A 21,277-nucleotide genomic window follows, 5' to 3' on the forward strand; every position below is an offset into this window, starting at 1 on the left:
AAGACGGCAGAGGCGCGCCACCTCCTGCTGCACCAAGCCCGATCACTGTGCTCGGTTGGGGCGAGCGGCAACAGCCGTACCGGTTCGGTCCATCGGCAGCCGATCGGCTCCCGCCAGCCCCGAGCGAATGCGTCAGAGCAGGTGCTCCGGCCGGAGAACGATCTTCGGCGCAGCTTGGTGGGCATCGATGGCGGCAAAGGCGAGAGCACCATCGCACAGCGGCCGCGGCTCCAGCCAATCCAGGTCACCGAGTCGCCCGTCCGCCAGAGCGCCGACCACCTCGCGGAACTCCTGCATCGTGTAGCAATACGAGCCTGAAACAATGATTTCCTGCAGCGTGATCTTACGGATATCGAGCCCCTCCTCGCCCGGGAGCAGCCCGATATGCACGATCACTGCGCCCGGTCGCGCCAAGCGGCTGGCGGCACTGCGGGTCGCGCGGCTGCCGACGGCGTCGAGGATCAGGTCGGCGCTGTCGGGACCGGGCTCGCCGGCGTCGCCCGGCGCGTAGGTCTGGATGCGCGGGACGCTGCGGGCGACGACGGCGCGCCGCTCCGCGTTCGGCTCGGCGAGGCGGACCTCGCAAGCCCCCTGCATGGCCAGGACGAGGGCCGCTCCGAAGCCGATGGCGCCGCCCCCGAGCACGACGCAGCGCGCGCCCGCGAGTGGCCGTCCGAGCAGCCGCGCGCCCTGGTTGACGGCGTGGTAGGAGACGGCGAGCGGCTCGGCCAGCGCCGCGCGCTCGATCGACAAGCCATCCGGCACCGGCACGAGGTTGCCCTCCGGCACGCAGACATACTCCGCGAAGGCACCGGGACGCGGCGGCATCGAGAGGATCTGCCGATGCGGGCAGAGATGGCTGCGGCCTGCCGTGCAGGCCGTGCAGTGCCCGCAGGTCACGAGCGGGTTGATCGTCACGCGCTCTCCCGCCCGCCGCCCCTCGGCGATGATTCCGGCCGCCTCGTGCCCGAGGACGAGGGGCGCCGGACGCCGGGCATCGTGTCCGTGATAGGCGTGCATGTCCGAGCCGCAGATGCCGACCGCCTCGACGCGGATCAGAACCTCGCCGGCTCCCGGGACGGGCACCGGCAGGTCCCGCATTTCGAGGCCGTGCGGGCCGGTATAGACGAGCGCCTTCATCGTCGATGCCATCCTCGTCATTTGGCCGTGAAGCCGCCATCGACCGCGAGCGTCTGGCCGGTGACGTAGGCGGAGGCGTCCGAGGCCAGGAAGACCGCCGTGCCGTAGAGGTCGGCGAGGGCGCCGTTGCGTCCGCAGGCGGTCTGGGCGGCGTTGCGCGCCGCGCGCTCGGGATCGTCGAAGACCGCCTGCGTGAGCGGGGTCGGGAAGAAGCCGGGCGCGATGGCATTGCAGGTGATGCCGCGGGCCGACCACGCCTCGGCGATCGCCCGCGTGAGCTGCACCACCGCCCCCTTGGCGGCGCCGTAGGGCGCCGAGTTCGGGAAGGCCCGGAAGGATTGCAGCGAAGCGACGTTGAGGATCCGGCCGAAGCCGCGCTCGGCCATGGCGGGGGCGAGCGCCTGGGTCAGCAGGAACGGCGCCCGCACATGCAGGGCCATGTGGAGGTCGAACGCCTCCGGCGTCACGGCCTCGAAGGGCTGCCGCAGGTTCACCCCCGCGGCGTTGACGAGGATGTCGACGCTGCGCCCTTCGAGCCGGCGCGCCACGCCCCGGACCGCCTCCGCCTCGGAGAGGTCGGCCGGCATCACGGCGCAGGCGATCGCGTCCGCACGCAGCTCCTCGGCCGCCGCGGCGAGGTCCGCCTCGCGGCGTGCCGCGAGAACCAGATCCGCCCCCGCGAGCCCGAGCGCCCGGGCGAGCGCGAGGCCGATCCCGGAATTGCCGCCCGTCACCAGCGCCGTGCGGCCGCTGAGGTCGAACAGCGGCGCGAGGCGGAAGCTCATGCGCGCACCGCCACGCCGAGGTCGAAGCTCTGGCCGGGGAAGTACTTGGCGAGGCGGTCGTCGGCCGTGCGGGCATGCGCTTCCATGCCTTCGAGCCGCGAGATGCGGGCCGTGGCCTGCGCGATGGTCCGGCAGGCCTCCCGGTCCATGCGCTGCCAGGTGAGGGGCCGCAGGAACTTGTGCACGGAGAGGCCGGCCGAGTAGCGGGCGGCGAACTTCGTCGGGAGGATGTGGTTCGGCCCCGAGGTCTTGTCGCCGAAGGCCACCGTCGTCTCCTCGCCGAGGAAGAGCGAGCCGTAATTGCTCAGCGCGCCGAGCCACCAGTCGAGATCGGCCGCGTGGATCTCCAGGTGCTCGCTGGCGTAGCGGTCGGAGACCGCGACGATCTCCTCGCGGCTGTCGCAGACGATCACCTCGCCGTAATCGCGCCAGGCCGCGCCCGCCGCCTCGCGGGCGGTCGGCGGCAGGGCCTCGATGAGCGTGGGCACGCGGCCCATCACCTCGTCTGCGAGCGCGCGCGAGGTGGTGAACAGCCAGGCCGGGCTCTCGTGGCCGTGCTCCGCCTGGCCGACGAGATCCGTGGCGACGATGGCCGGATCGGCGCTCTCGTCGGCGATGACGGCGACTTCGGAGGGGCCGGCGAACACGTCGATGCCGACGCGCCCGAACAGCATGCGCTTGGCCTCCGCCACGAACTTGTTGCCCGGCCCCACGATGATGTCGGCGGGCTTGCCGGTGAACAGGCCGAAGGCCATCGCGGCGACCGCCTGCACGCCGCCGAGCGTCAGGATCACGTCGGCGCCCGCGACCTGCATGGCGTAGAGCACGTAGGGGTGGATGCCCTCGCCGCGATAGGGCGTGGAACAGGCCACCACCGTCGGGACGCCCGCGGCCTTGGCGGTGGCCACCGACATATAGGCCGAGGCGATGTGGGCGTAGCGCCCGGTCGGCACGTAGCAGCCGGCCACGTTGCAGGGCACGAGCTTCTGCCCCGTGGTCAGCCCCGGCAGCAGCTCCACCGAGAAATCCCTGACGCTGTCGCGCTGGGCCTCGGCGAAGCGGCGCACCTGGCCCGCGGCGAAGGCGATGTCCCGCTTCACGCCGTCCGGCACGTCGCGGGTGCGGCGCTCGATCTCCTCGGGAGAGACCACGATCTTGCCGGTCCAGTTGTCGAGGCTCTTCGCGTAGTCCCGCACCGCGTCCTCGCCGCGGGCCTCGATCGCGGCCAGCATCTCGGTCACGACCTTGCGCGCCGTATCGGTCTCGGTCTCCGGCGTCTTGGTCGCGCGTTTCAGGTGCTCGATAGTCATCTCTGGTCGGCTCCGGTGTCGGCTGACGGGCCTCGCGCCCGTGGCTGGAGCGCTCTCCGCCGACATGGATGCCGGTTCGGCGTAAGAGAGCGCGTAAAAACAAAGACTTAGAGCCATGCTCCATCGCAACGCGATCGGGCGCGGCGCTATGGGGCGCTCAGCGCTGGGCGGCGCCCGCGTCGAACTCGGTGGCGAAGGCCTTGAGCTTCGGATCGTCGGCGACGCGCTTCAGGAAGGCGTCGTCGATGTAGCCCTTGGGATCCGGGGCCTGCGGAATGGTGCCGACCTCGGCCATGAAGCCGCCGATCCGCGAGAACCAGCCGTCGACCTCGGATGGGCCGCCCGTCCGCGCCATGGCCTTGAGCTGCTGGTCGAGGGTGAAGGTCGGGCGGAGCGAGAATTCCTGCTCGATCGCCGCATCGGAGGCTTCGACACCGCCCTCCGCGTAGAAGCGCTTGGCCATGGCCCGGGCCTCCGCCGGGTTGGCCTTCGCCCAGCCCCAGGCGCGCAGATAGACCGCAAGGGCCTTGGCGACCTCCTCGGGATGGGCCTTCGCGTAATCGGCGCGCGCCACCAGGGCGCCCGGGACGACGGCGCCGGCATCGGCCCCGCTGCACAGGACCCGCGCCTTGGCCTTCTCCTCCAGCGTGTAGGTGTTGGGCGCCCAGACGCCGACCACCTCGCCGGCATCGGCGATCACGGCCGAGATGATCTGCGCCTGGCCGAGATTGACGAAGCGCAGGTCCCGCGCCGAGAGGCCCCATTTCTTCAGGCAGTTGCGGGCGGCATAGTCCGCCGTCGAGTTGGTGGTGACGAGGAGCTTCTGACCTGCGAGCTGCTTCGGATCCTTGAGGATCGCGTCGTAGCGGTCGCCCCGCACCATCAGGACGTTGGTCTTCGACTCGTCGTTGGTCAGCCCGACCGTCAGGAGGCCGAAGCGGGCCGCGCCGAGGATCGCCGGCACCGATCCGGTCCCGCCGACATCCCAGGAGCCGGCCTGGGCCGCCGCGACCTGGGGCGCGCCCGCGGGGAAGACCGCGAAGCTCGGATCGAGCCCGACCTCCTTCCACCAGCCCTTCTGGCTCGCGACGTAATAGGGCAGAGCCCAGTAGAGGGAGGGCTGGTAGGAGACGCCGATCTTCTGCGCCCCGCCCGCACCTTGCGCGGCGAGCGGCAGCGGCGCCAGCGCGAGGGTGCCGGCCAGGAGGAGGCGTGCCAGCCTCCGGGCCGGTCTCCTGCCCGGAGCCGCGCGACCGAACGGCGTTTTGGCGCACGGCAGCTTGGCGAACGGCATCTTGGTCATGATGCATCTCCCTTGGGTTGCAGGGTGCGCCGGCCGGCTCAGTGGCCGACCCCGCCCTTCTCCTCGCGCAGCGACTTCCAGATGTGCGTCCGCAGATGGACGAAGGATTCGAGGTCCATCACGTCCTCGATGCGGGCGTGGTCCTCCCAGCGCTCCGCCTCGCGGATCACCTTGACGTCCACGATCTCCTTGATGCGGCCCGGGCGACGGGTCATCACGGCGACCCGGTCGGCGAGGTAGACCGCCTCCTCGACGCCGTGGGTGATGAACAGGACGGTGCGCGGGTTCTTCCGCGCCAGGCGGACGAGCTCCTCCTGCATCACCACGCGGGTCTGCGCGTCGAGGGCGCCGAAGGGCTCGTCCATCAGGAGCACCTCGGGCTCCAGCACGTAGGCGCGGGCGATGGCGACGCGCTGCTGCATGCCGCCCGAGAGCTGGTGCGGATAGGCGTCGGCATAGGCCGAGAGGCCGATCATCCCGATCGCGGCCGCGACGCGGGCATCCCGCTCCGAGGCCGGCATCCCCTTGTTGCGCAGGCCGAAGGCGATGTTCTGTGCCACCGTCTTCCAGGGGAAGAGGGCGAATTGCTGGAAGACCACCGCCCGGTCTGGCCCCGGCGCGGTCACCGCCTTGCCGCCAACCGTGACGTGCCCGCCCGTCGGCGCCTCGAAGCCGGCGGCGAGGCGCAGGCAGGTGGTCTTGCCGCAGCCGGACGCGCCGACGATCGCGACGAATTCGCGGTCGGCGACCGTGAGATCGACCCCGTCGAGGGCTTTCACCGCGCCGCCGAAGGTCTTGTCGACCTGCTCGAACCGGATGCAGCTCATCGGTCTCTCCTCACGCCTGTCCGAGATGCGCGCGGATGCGCGCCTCGACGAGCCGCAGCCCCAGATCGATGGCGACGCCGATGAGGCCGATGGCCGCCATCCCGACCATCACCGTCGTGGTCGAGACCGCCCCTTGGGCCTGCACCATCATGTAGCCGACCCCCGTGGAGGCCACGATCAGCTCGGCGCCGACGAGGGATTGCCAGCCGAGCCCGGCGCTGATGCGCAGCCCCGCGACGATGGAGGGAAGGGCTGCCGGCAGCATCACCTCGGTGATCACGCGGTGGCCCGGCGTGCCGAGCATCGCCGCGGCCTCGATCAGCCGGCGATCGACGTAGCGGGCGCCGCGATAGGCGTTGATCAGGCAGGGCGGGAAGGCGCCCGCGAAGATGATCAGGAGCGGACCGCCGATCCCGGTGCCGAACCACAGGGCGGCGAAGGGCACCCAGGCGATCGGCGCGATGAAGCGCAGGGCGTCGAAGATCGGCGTGACGATGTCGTCGAGGAGCCGCGACCAGCCCATCATCAGGCCGAGCGGGATGCCGACGAAAGCGGCCAGCAGGAAGCCGCCGAGGAAGCGGAGCACGCTGGAGGCGAGATGCGCGAGGAGCGTGCCGCCGGCGAACGGCGTGGTGACGAGCACCGCGAAGCGCTCGGCCACCTCGAGCGGGCCCGGCAGGAACATGTGCAGCACGAGGCCCGAGCGCGCGAGCCCCGCCCAGAGGCCGAGGAAGGCCAGGGTGCCGGCCGCGCCGAGAAGCAGGCTGCGGCCGAGCGGCAGGGGCTGGCGGTAGGCGATCATTCCGTCGCTCCCTGCGCCCAGACCACGGCGCGGCGCTCGGCGAGGCCGAGGAGCGCGGTGCTGCCGGCCCCGAGCACGCCGACCGCCGCCATGCCGACCAGGATCATGCCGGGATAGAGGTCCTGCTGGGCGACGTTCAGGACGTAGCCGAGCCCGGCGAGCGAGCCGACGAGCTCGGCCGCGACGAGGGTGGTCCAGCTCGCCTGCAGCGACAGGCGCAGCCCCGTGAAGATCATCGGTGCTGCGGCTGGCGCCAGCACCTCGAGCACGAAGCGCAGGCGCGGCGTGCCGAGCATCTGCGCCGCCTCGACCACCGGGGGCGGTACGGCGCGCACCCCGGCATGGGTGCTGATCACCGCGGGCGGGAAGGCGGCGAGGAAGATCACCATCACCTTCGCCTCGTCGCCGAGGCCGAGCCAGAGGATGGCCAGCGGGATCCAGGCGAGCGGCGGGATCGGGCGCAGCACGAGGAAGACCGGGTTGATCAGCGCCTCCGCGACCCGGTTCCAGCCCATGAGCAGGCCGAGCGGCACGCCGAGCGCCACCGAGACGGCGAAGCCGATGGCGACGAGCTTCAGCGAGTGCAGGATGTGGGTGACGAGGGTGGCGTCCGGATAGCCGCGGCCGAAGGCCTGGACCGCGGCGGCCTCGACATCGCCGGGCGCCGGGAAACGGCCGGCCGAGACGAGCCCGAGACCGCTGGTAGCGAGATACCAGAGAAGCGCGAGGACGAGCAGGGTCGTCGCGCCGACATAGGTCCGGCGGCTGAGCCTCACGGCATTTCATCTCCCTTCGACGGCTGCCTTGCCGCAGCTCGCCACGCCCCATATCGCTATGAAAGCGCTTTCATTGAATTTCCATCCAACCCTCTTGTCAAGGGCGTCCCGACCTTCAATGGCCCTTGTTTGTCAGAGCGCAATGGCGTTAGCTTCGCGGATCGTAGCTGAGTTCGACATGTTGTGAATGCGCATTCATCAACATCCATGGCTGGAGCCGATCGGGGGCGGCGCGCCGTGAGACGGATCCCACGCCCGACCCTGCAGGCGGTGGCCGAGCGCGCGGGCGTCTCGCCGGCCACGGCCTCGCGCGCCATGGCCGGCTCGGCGGCCGTTCATCCCGAGACGGTGGAGCGCGTGCGCGCCGCCGCAGCAGCACTCGGCTACCTGCCCGGCGGGCCGGCGCAGGCGCTCGCCTCCGGCCGAACCCAGACGATCGGCGCGATCATCCCGACCCTCGACCATGCGATCTTCGCGCGCGCGGTGCAGGCCCTGCAGACGAGCCTCGCGCGGCACGGCTACCAGCTCCTGCTCGCGGCGCACGATTACGCGGCAGCGCAGGAAGCGGCGGCCGTCCGCTCGATGCTCGGCCGCGGCGTCGACGCGCTGATGGTGGTGGGCGCCGACCACCTGCCCGAGACCTGGGCCCTCCTGACGGAGGCGCCGATCCCGGTGGTGCTGAGCTGGTCCTTCGACGAGCGGCTCGACGCGATCGGCTTCGACAACGCGCAGGCCGGCTATCTCGCCGCACGCCACCTGCTCGATCTCGGGCATCGACGCTTCGGCATGGTCTCCGGCTTCACCGAGGCCAACGATCGGGCGCGGCTGCGCATCGCGGGCGCGCGGCGCGCCCTGGCCGAAGGGGGGATCGACCTTCCGAATGCCCGCATCGCGCAGGCACCCTTCACGCTGGCCGGCGGACGGGCGGGCCTCGCGCAGCTCCTCGGCCTCGCAGAGCCGCCGAGCGCGGTGGTCTGCGGCAACGATCTCCTGGCGGTCGGCGTGCTGTTGGAGGCGGAGCAGCGGGGCCTGCGCGTGCCGCAGGACCTCTCGGTGGTCGGCATCGACAACCTGGAGATCGCGAGCCACATCGCGCCGCCGCTCACCACGGTGCACCTGCCGACGGCCGAGCTCGGGCGGGAGGTCGCCGAGCACCTCCTCGCACGGCTGCGCGGCGAGGCGCGTCCGCGCCGCATCGAGATGCCGATCGAGCTGGTCGAGCGCCGCTCCTCTGGGCCGCCCGCGGTCGAGAACACGGTGCGCTCTCCGATCCAGGCAGCCTGAGCACACATTGCTTGGAAATATTCCTGAGGATCGATTGTTTCAATGTGCAATAAATAATTATAAATCATGCGAATGATAGCCGGAATGCCCTGCGTTGGAAGGCAATCTTGGCCTTCGAGTGACTTGAGTCACCGCCACCGATCTCATCTGGACCTTCGGTAGAGGCAGCCCCAATTTCCATTTGGGATCAAGTTGAGCCCATCGCCTGAGCGACGCCAGACGTCTCCTGACTCACTGACCATGGCTCGAAGTGGACGCGCCGCGATCGGCTGTCTCATACGACATCCGGGTGATCCCTTCGGGATGGCGGATGTCGCCTTCTCTCAAGCGCCGCGCGGGCTTGGCCGAGACCGCGTCCGGTCCGATCAACCGGACGCGGTCTCAGTCGGACCGGGCCAATCAGACTGACGGTAAGCAGACCTTCCGAAGGCCCGAGAAGGGTCGAAAGCCACCCTTAGGCATGGTCAACCTGTCGGGCCTGCCCCTAATCCCAATGCCGCGGCCAGGTCTCTTCCAGATGCGGGCCGAGCCGCACCGGCCAGACGCCGGTCGCCAGACCGTCCGGGCCCGTCTCCACGGCGAGCCCGCACAGGGTGCCCTCCCCCGTGGCCACCTCCCAGCGTGAGCCCGGCGTCTTCTGGATGAAGCGGCGCACCGGCTCCTCCTTCTGCATGCCGAGCACGGAATCGTAATCGCCGCACATGCCGGCATCCGAGAGATAGGCGGTGCCGCCGGGCAGGATGCGGTGGTCGGCGGTGGGGGAATGGGTGTGGGTGCCGACGACGAGGCTCGCGCGGCCGTCGAGGAAATGGGCGAGCGCCTGCTTCTCGCTCGTCGCCTCGGCATGCATGTCGACGATCACGGCGTCCGCGGCCTCGCCGAGGGGGCAGGCCGAGACCTGCCGGTCGGCCGCGGTGAAGGGGTCGTCGAGGGCGTCCATGAAGACGCGGCCCATGACGTTGACCACGAGGATGCGGGCGCCCGCCGCCGTCTCCACGATGCAGGCGCCGCGGCCCGGCGTGCCGGCCGGGTAGTTCGCCGGCCGGATCAGCTTGGGCTGCCGCTCGATGAAGACGAGGGCCTCGCGCTGGTCGAAGCTGTGGTTGCCGAGCGTCACCGCGTCGGCGCCCGCCTGGATCAGCTCGTCGCAGATCGCCTCGGTGATGCCGAAGCCGTGCGCCGCGTTCTCGCCGTTGATCACCACGCAATCGAGCCGCCAGCGCTCGCGCAGGCGCGGAAGGTGCTCGCCGACCACCTGACGGCCGGGACGCCCGACGACGTCGCCGAGGAAGAGAAGACGCATGCTTGACCGCGGCCAGAGGGAACGGAGGCTGGAAGGTTAGGCGCGTTCGCGCGCGAGCGGAACCGGGCCGTCCTCGGTCACCACATGGTCGAGCGGCCGGTCGTGCGGCTCGGCCGGCACGGCCTCGACCTCCTGGCAGGCGAAGGCGACGCCCACCGTCAGCACCGGCGCGAGCCGGGTGATCGCGCCGTCATAGTAGCCGCGCCCGTAGCCGATGCGCTGGCCGCTGCGGTCGAAGGCCGCGAGCGGCACGATCAGCGCGTCGGGATCGAGGGGGGGCAGGTCGGCATGCGGCTCGCTCAGGCCGAAGGAGCCCGGCACCAGGGCCTCGCCCGCTCGCCACTCGCGGAAGACGAGGCCGGACGGTGTCACCTGCGGCAGCACCACGCGCTGGCCGCGGGCGAACAGCCCCTCGGCGATCGGGCGCGGATCGATCTCGCTGCGGATGGGCCAGAAGGCGCCGACGAGCCGGGCGCCGGCGAGGGCGTCCATCGCGAGCACGGTGCGGGCCACTGCGAGGGAGCCGGCCCGGCGCGCCTCCGGCGAGAGGGCGTCGCGCCGCGAAAGGGCGTCCCGGCGGAGGGCGGCCTTCTCGGCCGAAGAGGGAGGGTGCGGAGCCACGTGAGCCGTTGGAGGATCGATCCCGGGAAACCTACAGCGTAGGTGGGCGCCGTGTTGGCCAAGTCCACGGACGAGGCCAGGAACAGCTCCCGAGGGAGTCGATAAGGCCCCGGGGAAAGTGCTCCTGACGAACTCTGCAGCCCCGCCGGCCTCATGTAGCGACAGGGCGGCCCCGGCGCCAGGGGGCATGCGCCGGTTGTTTCCTTCGGGGCATCGTTCCGATAACACCCGCACGGACTTGAGGGGCCCCCGGCGCCGGATGCCGCGGGCGGCGCACCGGGATATCATGACAGCACAGACCAGCGCCGCCGCGGCGGCGACCGAGACCGCCCCGCTGCCGCAAGCCCGGCTCATCCTCGCCTCGGCCTCGCCGCGCCGCCTCGCCCTCCTGCAGCAGATCGGCATCGAGCCGGACGCGCTGCTGCCGGCCGATATCGACGAGAGCCCGCGCAAGGCCGAGGCGCCGCGCGAGCTCGCCCGCCGCCTCGCCCGCGAGAAGCTCGCGGCGGCCGAGGCCGCGATGCACCGCTCCGAGACCGTGCCCGCCTGGCTGATCTCCGCCGACACCGTGGTCGCGGTGGGCCGGCGCGTCCTGCCCAAGGCGGAGACGCCCGACGAGGCGGCCGATTGCCTGCGCCTGCTCTCGGGCCGGCAGCACCGCGTCTTCACCACGATCTGCCTGCTGACGCCGCGCGGCGGCCGGCGGGAGCGCGTGGTGGAGAGCCGGGTCCGCTTCAAGCGCCTTTCCGGCCGCGAGATCGAGGCCTATCTCGGCTCGGGCGAGTGGCGCGGCAAGGCCGGCGGCTACGCCATCCAGGGGCTCGCGGCGGCCTTCGTGGTGAAGCTCGTCGGCTCGCACAGCGCGGTGGTCGGCCTGCCGCTCTACGAGACGATGAACCTGCTCGAGGGCGAGGGCTATCCCGTCCGCGCCCGCTGGGGAGCGATGGCGTGAGCGCGGCGCGCAAGGCGGCCAAGGCCGCGCCCTGCCCCGTCTGCGGCAAGCCCGCGGCCCCCGCCCTCGCGCCGTTCTGCTCGGAGCGCTGCGCCGATATCGACCTCGGCCGCTGGCTGAGCGACCGCTACGTCCTCCCGGGCGACGACGGCGGCGAGACGGACCGGCCGCCCCCCGAATCCGACCCGGCGAAGAAATCGTGACCGGGCGCCTGGGAGAGGCTGGACAGCGCCGTTTCCTCTGACTATACCCCCGCCATCCGACGCCGCCCTGCGGCGCGGATGTCGCCCAGGTAGCTCAGTTGGTAGAGCATGCGACTGAAAATCGCAGTGTCGGTGGTTCGATTCCGCCCCTGGGCACCATCAACTCGCTAAGCGGTTGATTCGACGGTAAATTCAATCCGATCATTTGGTTAGAGCCGCCCGAGTGATGCACACGGGTGATGCACATGGTCCTCGCAATGTCCCGTCCGTCCCGTCACCCTAAGACCGGCATCTTCTGGCTGCGTAAGCGAGTTCCGAGCGACCTCGTCGCCCACGCTGGACGCGCTATCGAGTATTTCAGCCTCCAGACGCGCGATCCCATCGAGGCGAAACAGCGTCATGCCGAAGCCATATGGACATGGAGGTACCCGGCCGGACCGTGAAGGCTGGGCCACCATCCTGGCTGACCACGAGACCGGAGGCTGAGCGGTTGTAGATCCGCCGAGTGCAGCCCGCAGCGGTCTCGCCCGCCCATCCACTGATAAGGCCAGCCGAACCCGCTCTCGGCTGAGCCGATGCAACCAGCGCTGCAGCCAAGCATTAGGCTGAGGCAGCCCGACGAGGATATCGAAGGATATCGTTCATCTCGTCGTGCGGCGGGCGGGCCGGGCCCATGCTTCACACTCCCGGTCCGCTTGCCTCCATGGCGGCGACCCTGCCCGTGCCGATTGACGAGACCAACATCCGACTGCGCCAGCGTTGCACCAGCTGATCGACGGTGTCGTCTCACAACACCACGTTGGAGAGGGCGCAGGCCGATGTCGCCCTGTTTGTCAGGCGTCCGGCCAAGCGAGATCGCCCCTCAATCTCAGACCGCGGCGGATCTCCGGCGCATCAATCCGCGAGCAAAGCGGAATGGCAAAAGCGGTAGCTTGACCAACGCCGATGCCAGCAGAACGGCAAGCACGGTGAGGATCGCGATCAGGGAATTGAGCAACGCAGCCCTCGCAAACAATCGGCTCGCCTTGCGCAGAAAGCCAAGCGCGGCCGAGGACCTGATGAGGCGCTTCGAACACGGCGAGACTGTGGAGGTCGGCTACTCGGTTGCACGGCCTTCAGCGTCATCAATCGGAGCGTCGGCGCGCGGATCATCAAAGGCGCCGCAACATCGATAGGGTGCACAGTTCGGGGGAAGCGTTCCGAGATTCATGCGCAGGCGAAGAGAGCCAGCGCCTGGTTTTCGACGAGAATCTACAAAATAAATGACAGCCGTTTCGGCTTCTATATCAGCCAGATGCGCCGCTGAGAGGCCTGAAATTCCAGAAAATTCCGGCCGCTTGGTTGTGAATTTATTTCTGACGTGTTAGGTTTAATCATCGATCTTTGGCCAGACATCCGGCCGTGCCGCCCTTTCGGGTGCGCACTCTGCATCTCTCCCACATTTCGACGACCAACGTCCGAGCGCGTGCGATGCATGCGCTGGGCTCTCTTCGATTGCCTACCAAAAATACGGAAATACCTATGAGCATCGGCACCGTTAAGTGGTTCAACGACACCAAGGGCTTCGGCTTCATCCAGCCCGAGGACGGCAGCAAGGATGTGTTCGTGCACATCTCGGCCGTTGAGCGCGCCGGCATGCGCAACCTCGTTGAGGGCCAGAAGGTCTCCTACGAGATGGAAACCGACCGCCGCACCGGCAAGCAGTCGGCCGGCAGCCTCCAGGCCGCTTGAGCCCTGCTCGTCAACCACAGACGAGTTCGGAGCCGCTCCCCATGGGGCGGCTTCATCTGTTTCTCGCCACCAGCGCGACGCCATGGTGAGCATAAGGAATCTACGTGGGTCAATTCAAAACCGACCAGCTCGTCGATCGACTTGAGGCTGCTGCGAAGGCGCGGCAGGCCACCATTGCCCGGCTTCGGGCACGCCCCGCAGCGAATGACCCGGCCGTTCTCGCCCGGCAGGCCACACGATGGGCCATCGTTCAAGCACGTGAGGTTCGCGCTAACGAACGGGAGGCCGCTCGCCTAGCCGCCGAAGCTCAGCGCGAAGCTGAGGCCATTGCAGCGAGAGAGCGAAAGGTTGCTGAAGCTGCTCGTCTGGCTGCTGAGAAGGTCGAGCAGCAAGCTGCCCTCGCCGCCGAGCAGAAGGCCGCACGCGACGCGCGCTTTGCTGCCCGCAAGGCCAAGGTGAAAGCGCGTCGATAGCTTGCCCACCTGCCGCACAATTCGAGGCTCACGGAGGACGATAGATGTCTCACAAGTTCAAGATCGGCCAGCGTGTCCGGCTGGTCAACGTCGTACACGCTGACTCCAGAAGCGCGTTAAGCGACTTCTTTGAGGTGATTCGCCTGATGCCTGAGGATCGCTCAGGCGAGCCATCCTATCGCGTGAGATCAGCAACTGGCGAGCGCGCGATGCGCGAGGGCGAGCTGATTCTCGCGTCCTGAGCATTGGAGAGGTGATCATCATGACTGAGGCTGTACCTCATCCTTACTCCATCGAGGTCTCACCTCTGATGAAGCCCGCAGGGCATTTCGGCTGGGCGATGCGCAAGCACGGCAAGCTCACCGAGCGATCAGATCGGCCGCACGTGAGCGAGCAAAAGGCGCACGAAAGCGCGCTGGCCGCTATGGAGCGGGATCTGAACCCAGCGGCTGCCCTACGGCGGCGCTGATCTATCAACCGGCAATAGAGACGTTCGCGAAACACCTGCGACGCCTCACGCTCGGGGGAGTGATCGCGAGGGTGACGGTCACAGAAGGTCGGCCAACTCATTTGGGCATCCGGCCCATCCGAGTTGCCGGCCAGGATCACTTCGATAAGATCAATCAAATATAAGACGCCCAACCCCCTGCCGGATCGATCCATGATAATGCAAGTGGAAACGAATTACACTGTCGTCTTGGTTGGAGCGCCCACTCTGTACACGATCAAGCTATGATTGAACCGAACCAAACTGCCCTCATTGTGAAGGTCACCCGCGCTGATGCCGAGATGCCGACGGGCCGAGTTACCGTGTTCTACGCGATCATCGCCGAGGATGCGGGGAGCGCAGTCCGGTTGGTCAAAGAGGCTGTGAAGGACGATGCGGAGGTCGAGCTTACCGAGGCACGGCTATCACAGGACACAGCGCAGATGATCGGCCTGATTCCAGGCTATGCACGAGCCCTCTGAGAGTGCCTGCGAGTACAAACTGTAGGTCGGATGCCAGAGCAAGACTGACCCGGCTTCAAGGTGGGACTTTGGGAGTGCACCTGGGTGATCGCAGCGGTGTTAGCCGAACCGGGAGGTCCGCTTAGCTCAGTGATTTGCCCGAAAGCCGCTGTTCTACCTTCGGTCAGACTGTGTCATGCCGGATCGCCAACTTGCGCAAGACCGGACATTCCGCTTTGCGCCCATCTCGGCCGCTAAGCGGCTCTGTCCGTTATCCGAGAAGCGGACATCGGCTCAGGCCCCATCTCAGGTCCCCGTTGCGCCATAAGCAGCCTTTCGAACGGAGCCGCTGGCATGGCGGCTTAGCCCCCGAAGGCTGCCATTGACATGGAATGGCCAGTCCGGGCGGTCACGACATCCTCAACAACGAACAGCCGCCAGCGGTACTCGTAGACGGGCGCTCGGCCGCGACCAAGTGCCCTCATGTCCGCGCTTGGTTGGCTGCAGCCGGTGCATTGAACATTCTGCCCCTTACCAGCAACGCCACGGTCATGACCGCAAGGCCGAGGACGAGGCCGTTCGCGGCCAGGAACAGCGCCGGAGCGAGGACAGCGAGCGCTCCGGCATCGCCATGGGTGACTAGGCAATCCGACAGGTGGCCGATGCGGACGGCGACGTCGATGCCCTCCTCGACGATGTTCACCTGCCGGTCCACGAACAGGGTCCACCGACCCCGCCGGGAGCAGCAGCGCGGCGAAGCACGGTTCGGGAGACCAGCCTGCTTGAGCGGCACGGTCGAACAGCCAGCCGGCCGCCTGGGTGTCGTGGATGTTCGCCGCCGTGACGAGAGCCGCCAAAACGAAGCCGCGGGAGCAGGTGTAAGACGTGGCGCTTGATACCACGGACCTTCTTCTTGCCGTGCGTGCCGCGCACACCGGCCTGCGGCCCGGACACGATGCTCCGCGAGTCCAGGATCGCGGTCTTGGGCTCGGCCGGTCGCCCGCGTCAGCAGGGCAGCGATCTCCAACCAGATCCCATGGCCCGGAAGCGGTCGTGCCAGGTCCGCACCGTCTCCCAGGGACCGAAGTCGGTCGGCAGGTAGCGCCAGGGACAGCCGGTCTTCTCCAGGTACAGGCAGGCGTTGACCATCTCCCGGAGGTCCGCCGTGAGCGGATCGTAGCTGGCCAGCAGCGGCGCGACCGTCGCCCATTGCGCGTCCGTCAGGTCACTCGGGAAGCGACGGCCTCGATCCCGGTAAGTCTCACGATCTGCGTCCGTCCACATCGGCTTCTCCTCATGAAGCCAACGCGCCACTCTCCTGCCAAGTCAAACAGGCTCTCATGGAGGGTCTCCGGCGACGGAGACCTTCCGAATGGGCATTTTCCCGAGCGAGCCGAAGCAAAGCCCGCCTGACGAGGGTCTTGAAGCCATCGGCACGAAGCGCATCAGCGGGGCAGGCAGCGTAGATCCAAAAGGTCCTCAAGTGTAAGTGTCGCCCCAAAGACCAGCGGGCGCCAAGTCGGCATCGTGGCAAGCACCAGGGCTGACCCGAGCACCAGCCAAGGCAGACTTGACTTAAGGTTTGTCAAGACGGTCCGACGATCGACATTCATCTCGCCGGCCTCACTGCGCTTGCGGAGCTGCTTGTTCCACATGGCCGGCACGCATCAACCGCCAGCCAGCTGCCAGCATGGCCAGACCCCAGGCCAGGAACGCGAGATCCCAGTAGATCCATTGCTCCCGCGGCACGCGCTCGTTGACATGGTGCACACCGAGCAACTGATGGTCGATTAGGCCCTCGACGAAGTTGAAAAGGCCCCAACCAATGAGAAGGGCTCCTACAAAACTCTTGCTCGACCAGGCGAGGTGGCCGTTATGCCCGACGCGCCAGAAAATGAAGAGTCCGACGATGACGAAGACGTACGTAGCGCTGTGGAATATGCCGTCCCACAGCGTGTTCAGTTCGAGGTTCTGGACCGAGTTGATCGGATACCAGCTGCTCAGCATATGATGCCACTGCAGCACTTGGTGTAAGACGATACCGTCGAAGAAGCCTCCGAGGCCGAGACCGATCAGGATGCCCGCATGGACCGGAAATGAAGGCTGCTGAGATCGCGTCGCAACGATCATTCCGTCCTCCTGGCAGCGCTACGGCTTCAGCGGGTCGTCTTCCATCCGCGCGGCGGTTCGTCGGCGATCATTTGCCCAGCGCATGGATCTCGATCATCGGTCGGAATCCATGCAGCCTGATATTAGCCGATAACCACACGCTGCAAGATTAGAGCGGCAGCGGCGCCTGCTGCGCCAATGCTGAGCAGGACAATGCTGCTGAATTAATCATGATGATCCAGGCTTTTGCCGGCTCGGTGCTCGGCCCGATTCGTGACACGGCGTTCTGGACGATGCAGCTCGTGCGGAGGGTCAACGGAAGCTGCTGCCATCGGGCAGGGTTCAGGAACCATGGTTCTCTCCACCTCGTCCGATGACAACCAGGCCCCTCACCGGATGTTCATTGGCGGTCTGGGGCCCGTCTTGCGACGAACAGTTGAATCGGCCTTCGCATCGGCGGACAGGGCTCAACTCCACGGGAACAAAGGCCTGGACGCCGCTCTTTCCGGGGCAAGCGCTCCCCCGAAGTCCCGCCGGAAGAACCTACCGCGATGGGCAGGAGAATTCCCATGGCACAGCAGATCCCGACCAGCCCGAAGGCGCGCGCTGACAATCTGCAAAGCGCCGACGGCGTCCATGCTGTGACGCCGGACCTCGCTTATCGGCGTCTCGCCATCGTCAACGCGATCTTCGTCGGGTTCGAGGGCTCGGGCGATCGCGGCTGGGTGCTGGTCGATGCTGGAATCCCCGGCGCAAAGGCCGCGATCCGGAGCGCGGCGGAGACTCGCTTCGGACCAGAGGCACGGCCCGCCGCAATCGTGCTGACGCATGGCCATTTCGATCATGTCGGCGCGCTCGAGGATCTCGCCGCAGAATGGGACGCACCCGTCTGGGCGCACGCGCTGGAGCAGCCCTATCTCGACGGCAGCGCTGCCTATCCAGCCCCCGACCCGAGCGTCGGCGGCGGTTTGATGGCGCGGATCTCCCCGCTCTACCCGACGCGCCCCGTCGATGTATCGGACCGCTTGCGGATCCTACCCGAGGACGGCAGCGTCCCACCGCTGCCCGGCTGGCGATGGATCCACACGCCAGGCCACACGCCAGGTCATGTCGCGCTTTGGCGAGAGTGCGACGGTTCACTCATCGCAGGGGACGCGTTCATCACCACGGCACAGGAATCGGTCTATGCCGTCGCCACGCAGGGGCCGGAAATCCGTGGGCCACCGATGTACCTCACCGTGGACTGGCCGGCGGCCGGCGCCTCCGTGCACGCCCTTGCGGCACTTCGGCCGGAGCGTGCGATCACCGGTCATGGCCGACCACTTGGCGGCCCCGACCTGCGCCGCGGCCTCGACGCGCTCGCGCAGGAATTCGAGCGGATCGCAGTGCCGCGCAAGGGGCGCTACGTCGACCGGCCAGCTCGGGTGGAGGACGGCTCAGCATACCGTGCCCCGTGAAGTGGGCTCGGCCTCTGTCCTCGCTTCAGCCTAGCCCCCTCCGGTCCCCGCTAATCCTCTGCGATTGATCTGCACAAGATCGAGACGCCGACCTCCTTCATCACGCTGGCCTTGAGTTCGGCCTACAGAACTGTCGTCCTAACAATGCCGCGCGGGCCATCATTGGAAAGTCGGTGACAGGTGTTGTCACGCGCTCGAGCAGCCTACCGGCCTGCCGTCTCGCATAAGAACCGGAGCACCTCGCCCGAGATTTCGCGGGCCAGGAAGCCGATCGGACCAACCGACGCGGCGAGGCGCTTGCCGGCTTCCCCGTGCAGGAACACGCCACATAGAGCGGCTGCAGCCGGTGCCAGCCCGCGCGCGAGCAGGCCGACGTCGAGGCCGGCCAAGGCATCGCCCGAGCCCGACGTCGGCCTTCTCGACCAGATGGACCATACCATCTCCACCTTCTCGGCTTGCAAGGTGGCACGGCTCGCTTCTGAGACGATTTGGGGCGCCGACAGGCGGACAGCTTGGTCGAGGCCGGGCTGGCCACGAGCGAGGACGACGTCGAGGGATATGCCCGGCAGATCGATGCCCTTCATCAGGAGCCGCAGCGGCGCGACCTCGCCTGGCGCCTCGGCCTGGACGAGCAGGTCATCGACGAGCAGCTCAGGCTGGCCGAGATGCGCAACTTCATCGAGGCGCTCACCCGGCTCGGCCGCGAGGGGCTGCTGGCTGTTGATAGGTAGGGTCGGTCGGCGCCTCCACAGAACGCCGCCTGAAGGCCGCCGTTGCCTGAGGCCGCGGCGCCTTGTGCCGGCTCCGTAGGCATTGTGCAACGTGCGTGCCGAGTTCCGATGCAACTGCCCCAAGACGATACCAATCGCCCCCAAGCCGAGGCATTCAGGGCCTTCATCCGCGACGCCGGCTTTCCGTGCGTCGGCGCCAAGTCGGCGCTGTCGAAGGGCCAGATGCGGATCCTGGTCGCCCGCAATATCACCTCGGCCTGGGACGACATGAGAATCTACCCGGCGCTGATGGCTTTCGCGGCGCGGTACCGCCGGCGGCCCGACCTGTTCCAAAGCTTCGCCGTCATCTTCGAGGGACCGGGCGACCTCGACGAGGAGGGCTTCGAGCAGCACCTCTGGGACCGTGTGCAGTCGCTCGCTGACAAGGACGCTTGGCTCGGCCATCCTTGGGACGGCCGGGTCGCCCAGGAGCCGGACAGCCCGCACTTCTCGCTGAGCTTCGCCGGCGAGGCGTTCTTCGTGGTCGGCCTGCACCCGAACGCGAGCCGGCCCGCGCGGCGTTTCTCCTCGCCAGCCCTTGTGTTCAACCTGCACGCCCAGTTCGAGCAGCTCCGAGAGGCGGGCCGCTACGAGAAGCTGCGCTCCTCCATCCTGCAGCGGGACGAGGCGCTCGCCGGCTCAGTGAACCCGATGTTGGCCCGGCACGGCGAGGCGTCGGAGGCGCGCCAGTACAGCGGCCGGGCCGTCGGCGAGGGGTGGCGCTGCCCTTTCCGGCCGCGCGGCGCGAACGCCGGGGGCGCCGATGTGCGCTAACGCCGTCCACGAGATTGCGCCGCGCTCGGGGGTGGCCTTCACCCTCGACAGGGGCGACCGCCTCACCGTCATCGACCCACGCGGCGAGCAGGTGGCCGACCTCCTGGCCTTCAACCGCCACGACCTTGACGAGGTGATCTCGTCCGGGCGCACGCTCGACTATGCGAGCCGCATCTACCTGACGACCGGCGACCCGCTCTACTCGAACCGATCCAACGTGCTGCTGCGCATCGTCGAGGACACGGTCGGCCGGCACGACTTCCTGCTCACGCCGTGCTCGTCCGACACGTTCCGCATCATCTACGGTGACGCGGATCCGCACCGTGGCTGCTTCGGCAACCTCGCCCACGCGCTCGCCCCGTTCGGCGTTGCGCCCGACCGCATCCCGGTGGCGTTCAACTGCTTCATGAACGTGCCCGTCGATGGCGCCACGGGCGCCTTCACGGTCAAGCCGCCGCTCAGCCGGGCCGGCGACCGCATCACCTTCGAGGCCGAGACCGACCTCCTCATCGGCCTGACCGCCTGTTCGGCGCTTCAGTCGAACAACGGCAGCTTCGAGCCGATCCACTACCGGATCGAGCAGGCCCGCGAGGGCGGGCGCCCAGGAGACGACAGGGGCGAAAGTAGCGCAGGCCGAAACGCTTCGGCGTCTGGAGCGTAGCCATGTCGGGCCTCCTTCGGGGGCGACACGGAGCGAACCGGACATGGCGCACAAGCCGCTGCGCGAGCAGGTCATCGTTGTCACCGGCGCGTCGAGCGGCATCGGCCTGGCGACCGCGCGCATGGCCGCGGAGCGCGGGGCTCGCGTGGTGCTCGCCGCCCGCAGCGAGGACGTGCTCGCACGCATCGCCGCCGAACTCGGACCGAAGGCCGCCTACGTCGTCGCCGATGTGGGCCGGTGCGAGGACGTCCAGGCCATCGCCGACAAGGCCGTGGCGAAGTTCGGCGGCTTCGACACCTGGGTCAACGTCGCCGGCCTGACCGTCTACGGTCCCTTGCGCGAGATCGCCTACGAGGACCACGAGCGCCTGATCCGGACCAACCTCTGGGGCACGGTGAACGGCTCGCTTGTCGCCGTGGAGCACCTGCGCCAGCACGGGGGTGCACTAATCAACGTCGGCAGCATCGCCTCCGACCTCGCCTTCCCATTTCAGGGTCTCTACGCGACCTCCAAGCACGCGGTGAAGGGCTTCACCGACACCCTGCGCATGGAACTCATCGCCGAGGGCGCGCCGGTCTCGGTCACCTTGGTGAAGCCCGCTTCCATCGACACGCCCCTGCCGCAGCGCGCCCGCAACTACATGGACCGCGAGCCGACGCTGCCGCCGCCGATCTACCCGCCGGAGGAAGTGGCCAACGCCATCCTGCACGCCGCCGTGCATCCGCAGCGCGACATCTTCGTGGGCGGCGGCGGCAAGCTGTTCGTGATGGGCAAGGAGTTCGCGCCGGGAGCCTACGACGAGCTCGCCCCGGCCATCATCGCCCTGCAGAAGCGTACCGAGGAGCCACGCAACCCAAAGGGCGCCCTGCATGCTCCCCGGCACGCCGGCGAGGTCCGCGGCGACCCACCAGTCTACGTCATGCGCACCAGCGCTTACACCCGGGCGACCCTGCACCCGCTGGCGACCGCCGGCGTGCTCGCCGCCGGCCTGGCCGCGACGGCAGCGGTCATCCTCGGAACGCGGCCGAGGCCGCGCCGCCCCTGACCG

Annotated in this window: 25 protein-coding genes, 1 tRNA gene, 1 other RNA gene and 2 pseudogenes; 15 read left to right on the forward strand and 14 right to left on the reverse strand. The window is 68.4% G+C overall.

All coding sequences use genetic code 11. The features are described from left to right. Positions 1-132: 132 nt before the first annotated feature. From MTDSW087_RS00350 to MTDSW087_RS00380, 7 genes are all read right to left on the reverse strand, one after another. A complete protein-coding gene (locus MTDSW087_RS00350; protein WP_144758571.1) occupies positions 133-1,140 on the reverse strand; it encodes a zinc-dependent alcohol dehydrogenase in 1,008 nt (335 codons plus the stop codon). A gap of 17 nt (positions 1,141-1,157) precedes the next feature. Next, positions 1,158-1,925 (reverse strand): SDR family oxidoreductase, encoded by a 768-nt coding sequence (locus MTDSW087_RS00355; protein WP_144758574.1) that lies wholly within the window; start codon positions 1,923-1,925, stop codon positions 1,158-1,160. Next, positions 1,922-3,235 carry a sulfopropanediol 3-dehydrogenase gene (gene hpsN, locus MTDSW087_RS00360; RefSeq protein WP_144758577.1) on the reverse strand — a complete coding sequence of 438 codons (1,314 nt, stop codon included), beginning with the start codon at positions 3,233-3,235 and terminating at the stop codon, positions 1,922-1,924. The genes MTDSW087_RS00355 and hpsN overlap by 4 nt, the downstream gene beginning before the upstream one ends. A gap of 157 nt (positions 3,236-3,392) precedes the next feature. Beyond that, a complete protein-coding gene (locus MTDSW087_RS00365) occupies positions 3,393-4,538 on the reverse strand; it encodes an ABC transporter substrate-binding protein (RefSeq protein WP_238179335.1) in 1,146 nt (381 codons plus the stop codon). 38 nt (positions 4,539-4,576) lie between these two features. Next, the gene (locus tag MTDSW087_RS00370) at positions 4,577-5,365 is read right to left on the reverse strand and encodes an ABC transporter ATP-binding protein (protein ID WP_144758580.1); all 789 of its coding nucleotides are present in this window, start codon (positions 5,363-5,365) and stop codon (positions 4,577-4,579) included. A gap of 10 nt (positions 5,366-5,375) precedes the next feature. Next, positions 5,376-6,167, reverse strand: a complete 792-nt coding sequence (locus MTDSW087_RS00375; protein WP_144758582.1) for an ABC transporter permease — start codon at positions 6,165-6,167, stop codon at positions 5,376-5,378. Beyond that, a complete protein-coding gene (locus tag MTDSW087_RS00380; RefSeq protein ID WP_144758585.1) occupies positions 6,164-6,943 on the reverse strand; it encodes an ABC transporter permease in 780 nt (259 codons plus the stop codon). The genes MTDSW087_RS00375 and MTDSW087_RS00380 overlap by 4 nt, the downstream gene beginning before the upstream one ends. A 237-nt stretch (positions 6,944-7,180) precedes the next feature. Here MTDSW087_RS00380 and MTDSW087_RS00385 point away from each other — a divergent pair, with 237 nt between their 5' ends. Beyond that, complete coding sequence (locus MTDSW087_RS00385) at positions 7,181-8,227, forward strand: LacI family DNA-binding transcriptional regulator (RefSeq protein WP_144758588.1); 1,047 nt, start codon at positions 7,181-7,183, stop codon at positions 8,225-8,227. A 484-nt stretch (positions 8,228-8,711) separates the two neighbouring features. Here MTDSW087_RS00385 and MTDSW087_RS00390 read toward each other — a convergent pair whose 3' ends face one another. The 3 genes from MTDSW087_RS00390 to ssrS all read right to left on the reverse strand — a co-directional run bounded on the left by MTDSW087_RS00390 (position 8,712) and on the right by ssrS (position 10,297). After that, positions 8,712-9,530, reverse strand: a complete 819-nt coding sequence (locus tag MTDSW087_RS00390; protein ID WP_144758591.1) for a TIGR00282 family metallophosphoesterase — start codon at positions 9,528-9,530, stop codon at positions 8,712-8,714. Between the two features lie 36 nt (positions 9,531-9,566). Continuing rightward, positions 9,567-10,151 carry a 5-formyltetrahydrofolate cyclo-ligase gene (locus MTDSW087_RS00395; protein ID WP_144758594.1) on the reverse strand — a complete coding sequence of 195 codons (585 nt, stop codon included), beginning with the start codon at positions 10,149-10,151 and terminating at the stop codon, positions 9,567-9,569. Further along, a non-coding RNA gene (gene ssrS / locus MTDSW087_RS00400) (6S RNA) lies at positions 10,141-10,297 on the reverse strand. Before ssrS ends, MTDSW087_RS00395 begins: the two co-directional genes overlap by 11 nt. Positions 10,298-10,437: 140 nt before the next feature. Here ssrS and MTDSW087_RS00405 point away from each other — a divergent pair. The 9 genes from MTDSW087_RS00405 (at position 10,438) to MTDSW087_RS00440 (ending at position 14,479) form a co-directional block, all read left to right on the forward strand. After that, positions 10,438-11,103, forward strand: coding sequence for a Maf-like protein (locus tag MTDSW087_RS00405; RefSeq protein ID WP_144758597.1), 666 nt, complete (start codon positions 10,438-10,440; stop codon positions 11,101-11,103). Next, the gene (locus MTDSW087_RS00410; protein ID WP_144758600.1) at positions 11,100-11,306 is read left to right on the forward strand and encodes a DNA gyrase inhibitor YacG; all 207 of its coding nucleotides are present in this window, start codon (positions 11,100-11,102) and stop codon (positions 11,304-11,306) included. The genes MTDSW087_RS00405 and MTDSW087_RS00410 overlap by 4 nt, the downstream gene beginning before the upstream one ends. Positions 11,307-11,389: 83 nt before the next feature. Continuing rightward, positions 11,390-11,465, forward strand: a tRNA-Phe gene (locus tag MTDSW087_RS00415). Positions 11,466-11,563: 98 nt separating this feature from the next. After that, positions 11,564-11,749, forward strand: coding sequence for a DUF6538 domain-containing protein (locus MTDSW087_RS31295; RefSeq protein WP_306421693.1), 186 nt, complete (start codon positions 11,564-11,566; stop codon positions 11,747-11,749). A 1,078-nt stretch (positions 11,750-12,827) separates the two neighbouring features. Continuing rightward, positions 12,828-13,037: a cold-shock protein gene (locus MTDSW087_RS00420; RefSeq protein ID WP_142581428.1), complete on the forward strand. Its 210-nt coding sequence runs from the start codon at positions 12,828-12,830 to the stop codon at positions 13,035-13,037. 104 nt (positions 13,038-13,141) lie between these two features. Beyond that, positions 13,142-13,510: a DUF6481 family protein gene (locus MTDSW087_RS00425; protein ID WP_144758603.1), complete on the forward strand. Its 369-nt coding sequence runs from the start codon at positions 13,142-13,144 to the stop codon at positions 13,508-13,510. Between the two features lie 44 nt (positions 13,511-13,554). Then, the gene (locus MTDSW087_RS00430; protein ID WP_144758606.1) at positions 13,555-13,752 is read left to right on the forward strand and encodes a hypothetical protein; all 198 of its coding nucleotides are present in this window, start codon (positions 13,555-13,557) and stop codon (positions 13,750-13,752) included. A gap of 20 nt (positions 13,753-13,772) precedes the next feature. Further along, complete coding sequence (locus MTDSW087_RS00435; RefSeq protein WP_144758609.1) at positions 13,773-13,979, forward strand: hypothetical protein; 207 nt, start codon at positions 13,773-13,775, stop codon at positions 13,977-13,979. 263 nt (positions 13,980-14,242) lie between these two features. Next, positions 14,243-14,479, forward strand: coding sequence for a hypothetical protein (locus tag MTDSW087_RS00440; RefSeq protein ID WP_144758612.1), 237 nt, complete (start codon positions 14,243-14,245; stop codon positions 14,477-14,479). Between the two features lie 460 nt (positions 14,480-14,939). Here MTDSW087_RS00440 and MTDSW087_RS00445 read toward each other — a convergent pair whose 3' ends face one another. From MTDSW087_RS00445 to MTDSW087_RS00460, 3 genes and pseudogenes are all read right to left on the reverse strand, one after another. Then, positions 14,940-15,161 carry a hypothetical protein gene (locus MTDSW087_RS00445; protein WP_238179340.1) on the reverse strand — a complete coding sequence of 74 codons (222 nt, stop codon included), beginning with the start codon at positions 15,159-15,161 and terminating at the stop codon, positions 14,940-14,942. A 61-nt stretch (positions 15,162-15,222) separates the two neighbouring features. Further along, positions 15,223-15,742, reverse strand: a pseudogene (locus tag MTDSW087_RS00450) (transposase); the annotation flags it as partial. A gap of 339 nt (positions 15,743-16,081) precedes the next feature. After that, on the reverse strand, positions 16,082-16,588 hold the full coding sequence (locus MTDSW087_RS00460; RefSeq protein ID WP_144758618.1) for a DUF2243 domain-containing protein: 507 nt from the start codon (positions 16,586-16,588) through the stop codon (positions 16,082-16,084). 548 nt (positions 16,589-17,136) lie between these two features. On the opposite strand from MTDSW087_RS00460, the gene MTDSW087_RS00465 reads away from it, so the two are divergent. Then, entirely contained in the window at positions 17,137-18,024 is an 888-nt protein-coding gene (locus tag MTDSW087_RS00465; RefSeq protein WP_144758622.1) for an MBL fold metallo-hydrolase, read from the forward strand. Positions 18,025-18,227: 203 nt separating this feature from the next. Here the strand turns inward: MTDSW087_RS00465 and MTDSW087_RS30670 are convergent. Then, a pseudogene (locus tag MTDSW087_RS30670) lies at positions 18,228-18,434 on the reverse strand (NAD(P)H-hydrate dehydratase); the annotation flags it as partial. 78 nt (positions 18,435-18,512) lie between these two features. On the opposite strand from MTDSW087_RS30670, the gene MTDSW087_RS00475 reads away from it, so the two are divergent. From MTDSW087_RS00475 to MTDSW087_RS00490, 4 genes are all read left to right on the forward strand, one after another. Next, positions 18,513-18,755 (forward strand): hypothetical protein, encoded by a 243-nt coding sequence (locus tag MTDSW087_RS00475; RefSeq protein WP_238179336.1) that lies wholly within the window; start codon positions 18,513-18,515, stop codon positions 18,753-18,755. Between the two features lie 108 nt (positions 18,756-18,863). Beyond that, on the forward strand, positions 18,864-19,568 hold the full coding sequence (gene gntA / locus MTDSW087_RS00480; protein WP_144758628.1) for a guanitoxin biosynthesis heme-dependent pre-guanitoxin N-hydroxylase GntA: 705 nt from the start codon (positions 18,864-18,866) through the stop codon (positions 19,566-19,568). Continuing rightward, a complete protein-coding gene (locus MTDSW087_RS00485; protein ID WP_144758631.1) occupies positions 19,558-20,229 on the forward strand; it encodes a DUF1989 domain-containing protein in 672 nt (223 codons plus the stop codon). The genes gntA and MTDSW087_RS00485 overlap by 11 nt, the downstream gene beginning before the upstream one ends. Before the next feature lie 43 nt (positions 20,230-20,272). Then, on the forward strand, positions 20,273-21,274 hold the full coding sequence (locus MTDSW087_RS00490; RefSeq protein ID WP_144758633.1) for an SDR family oxidoreductase: 1,002 nt from the start codon (positions 20,273-20,275) through the stop codon (positions 21,272-21,274). Positions 21,275-21,277 lie beyond the last annotated feature (3 nt).

It is taken from the genome of Methylobacterium dankookense, from assembly GCF_902141855.1.
GTDB classification, from domain to species: domain Bacteria; phylum Pseudomonadota; class Alphaproteobacteria; order Rhizobiales; family Beijerinckiaceae; genus Methylobacterium; species Methylobacterium dankookense.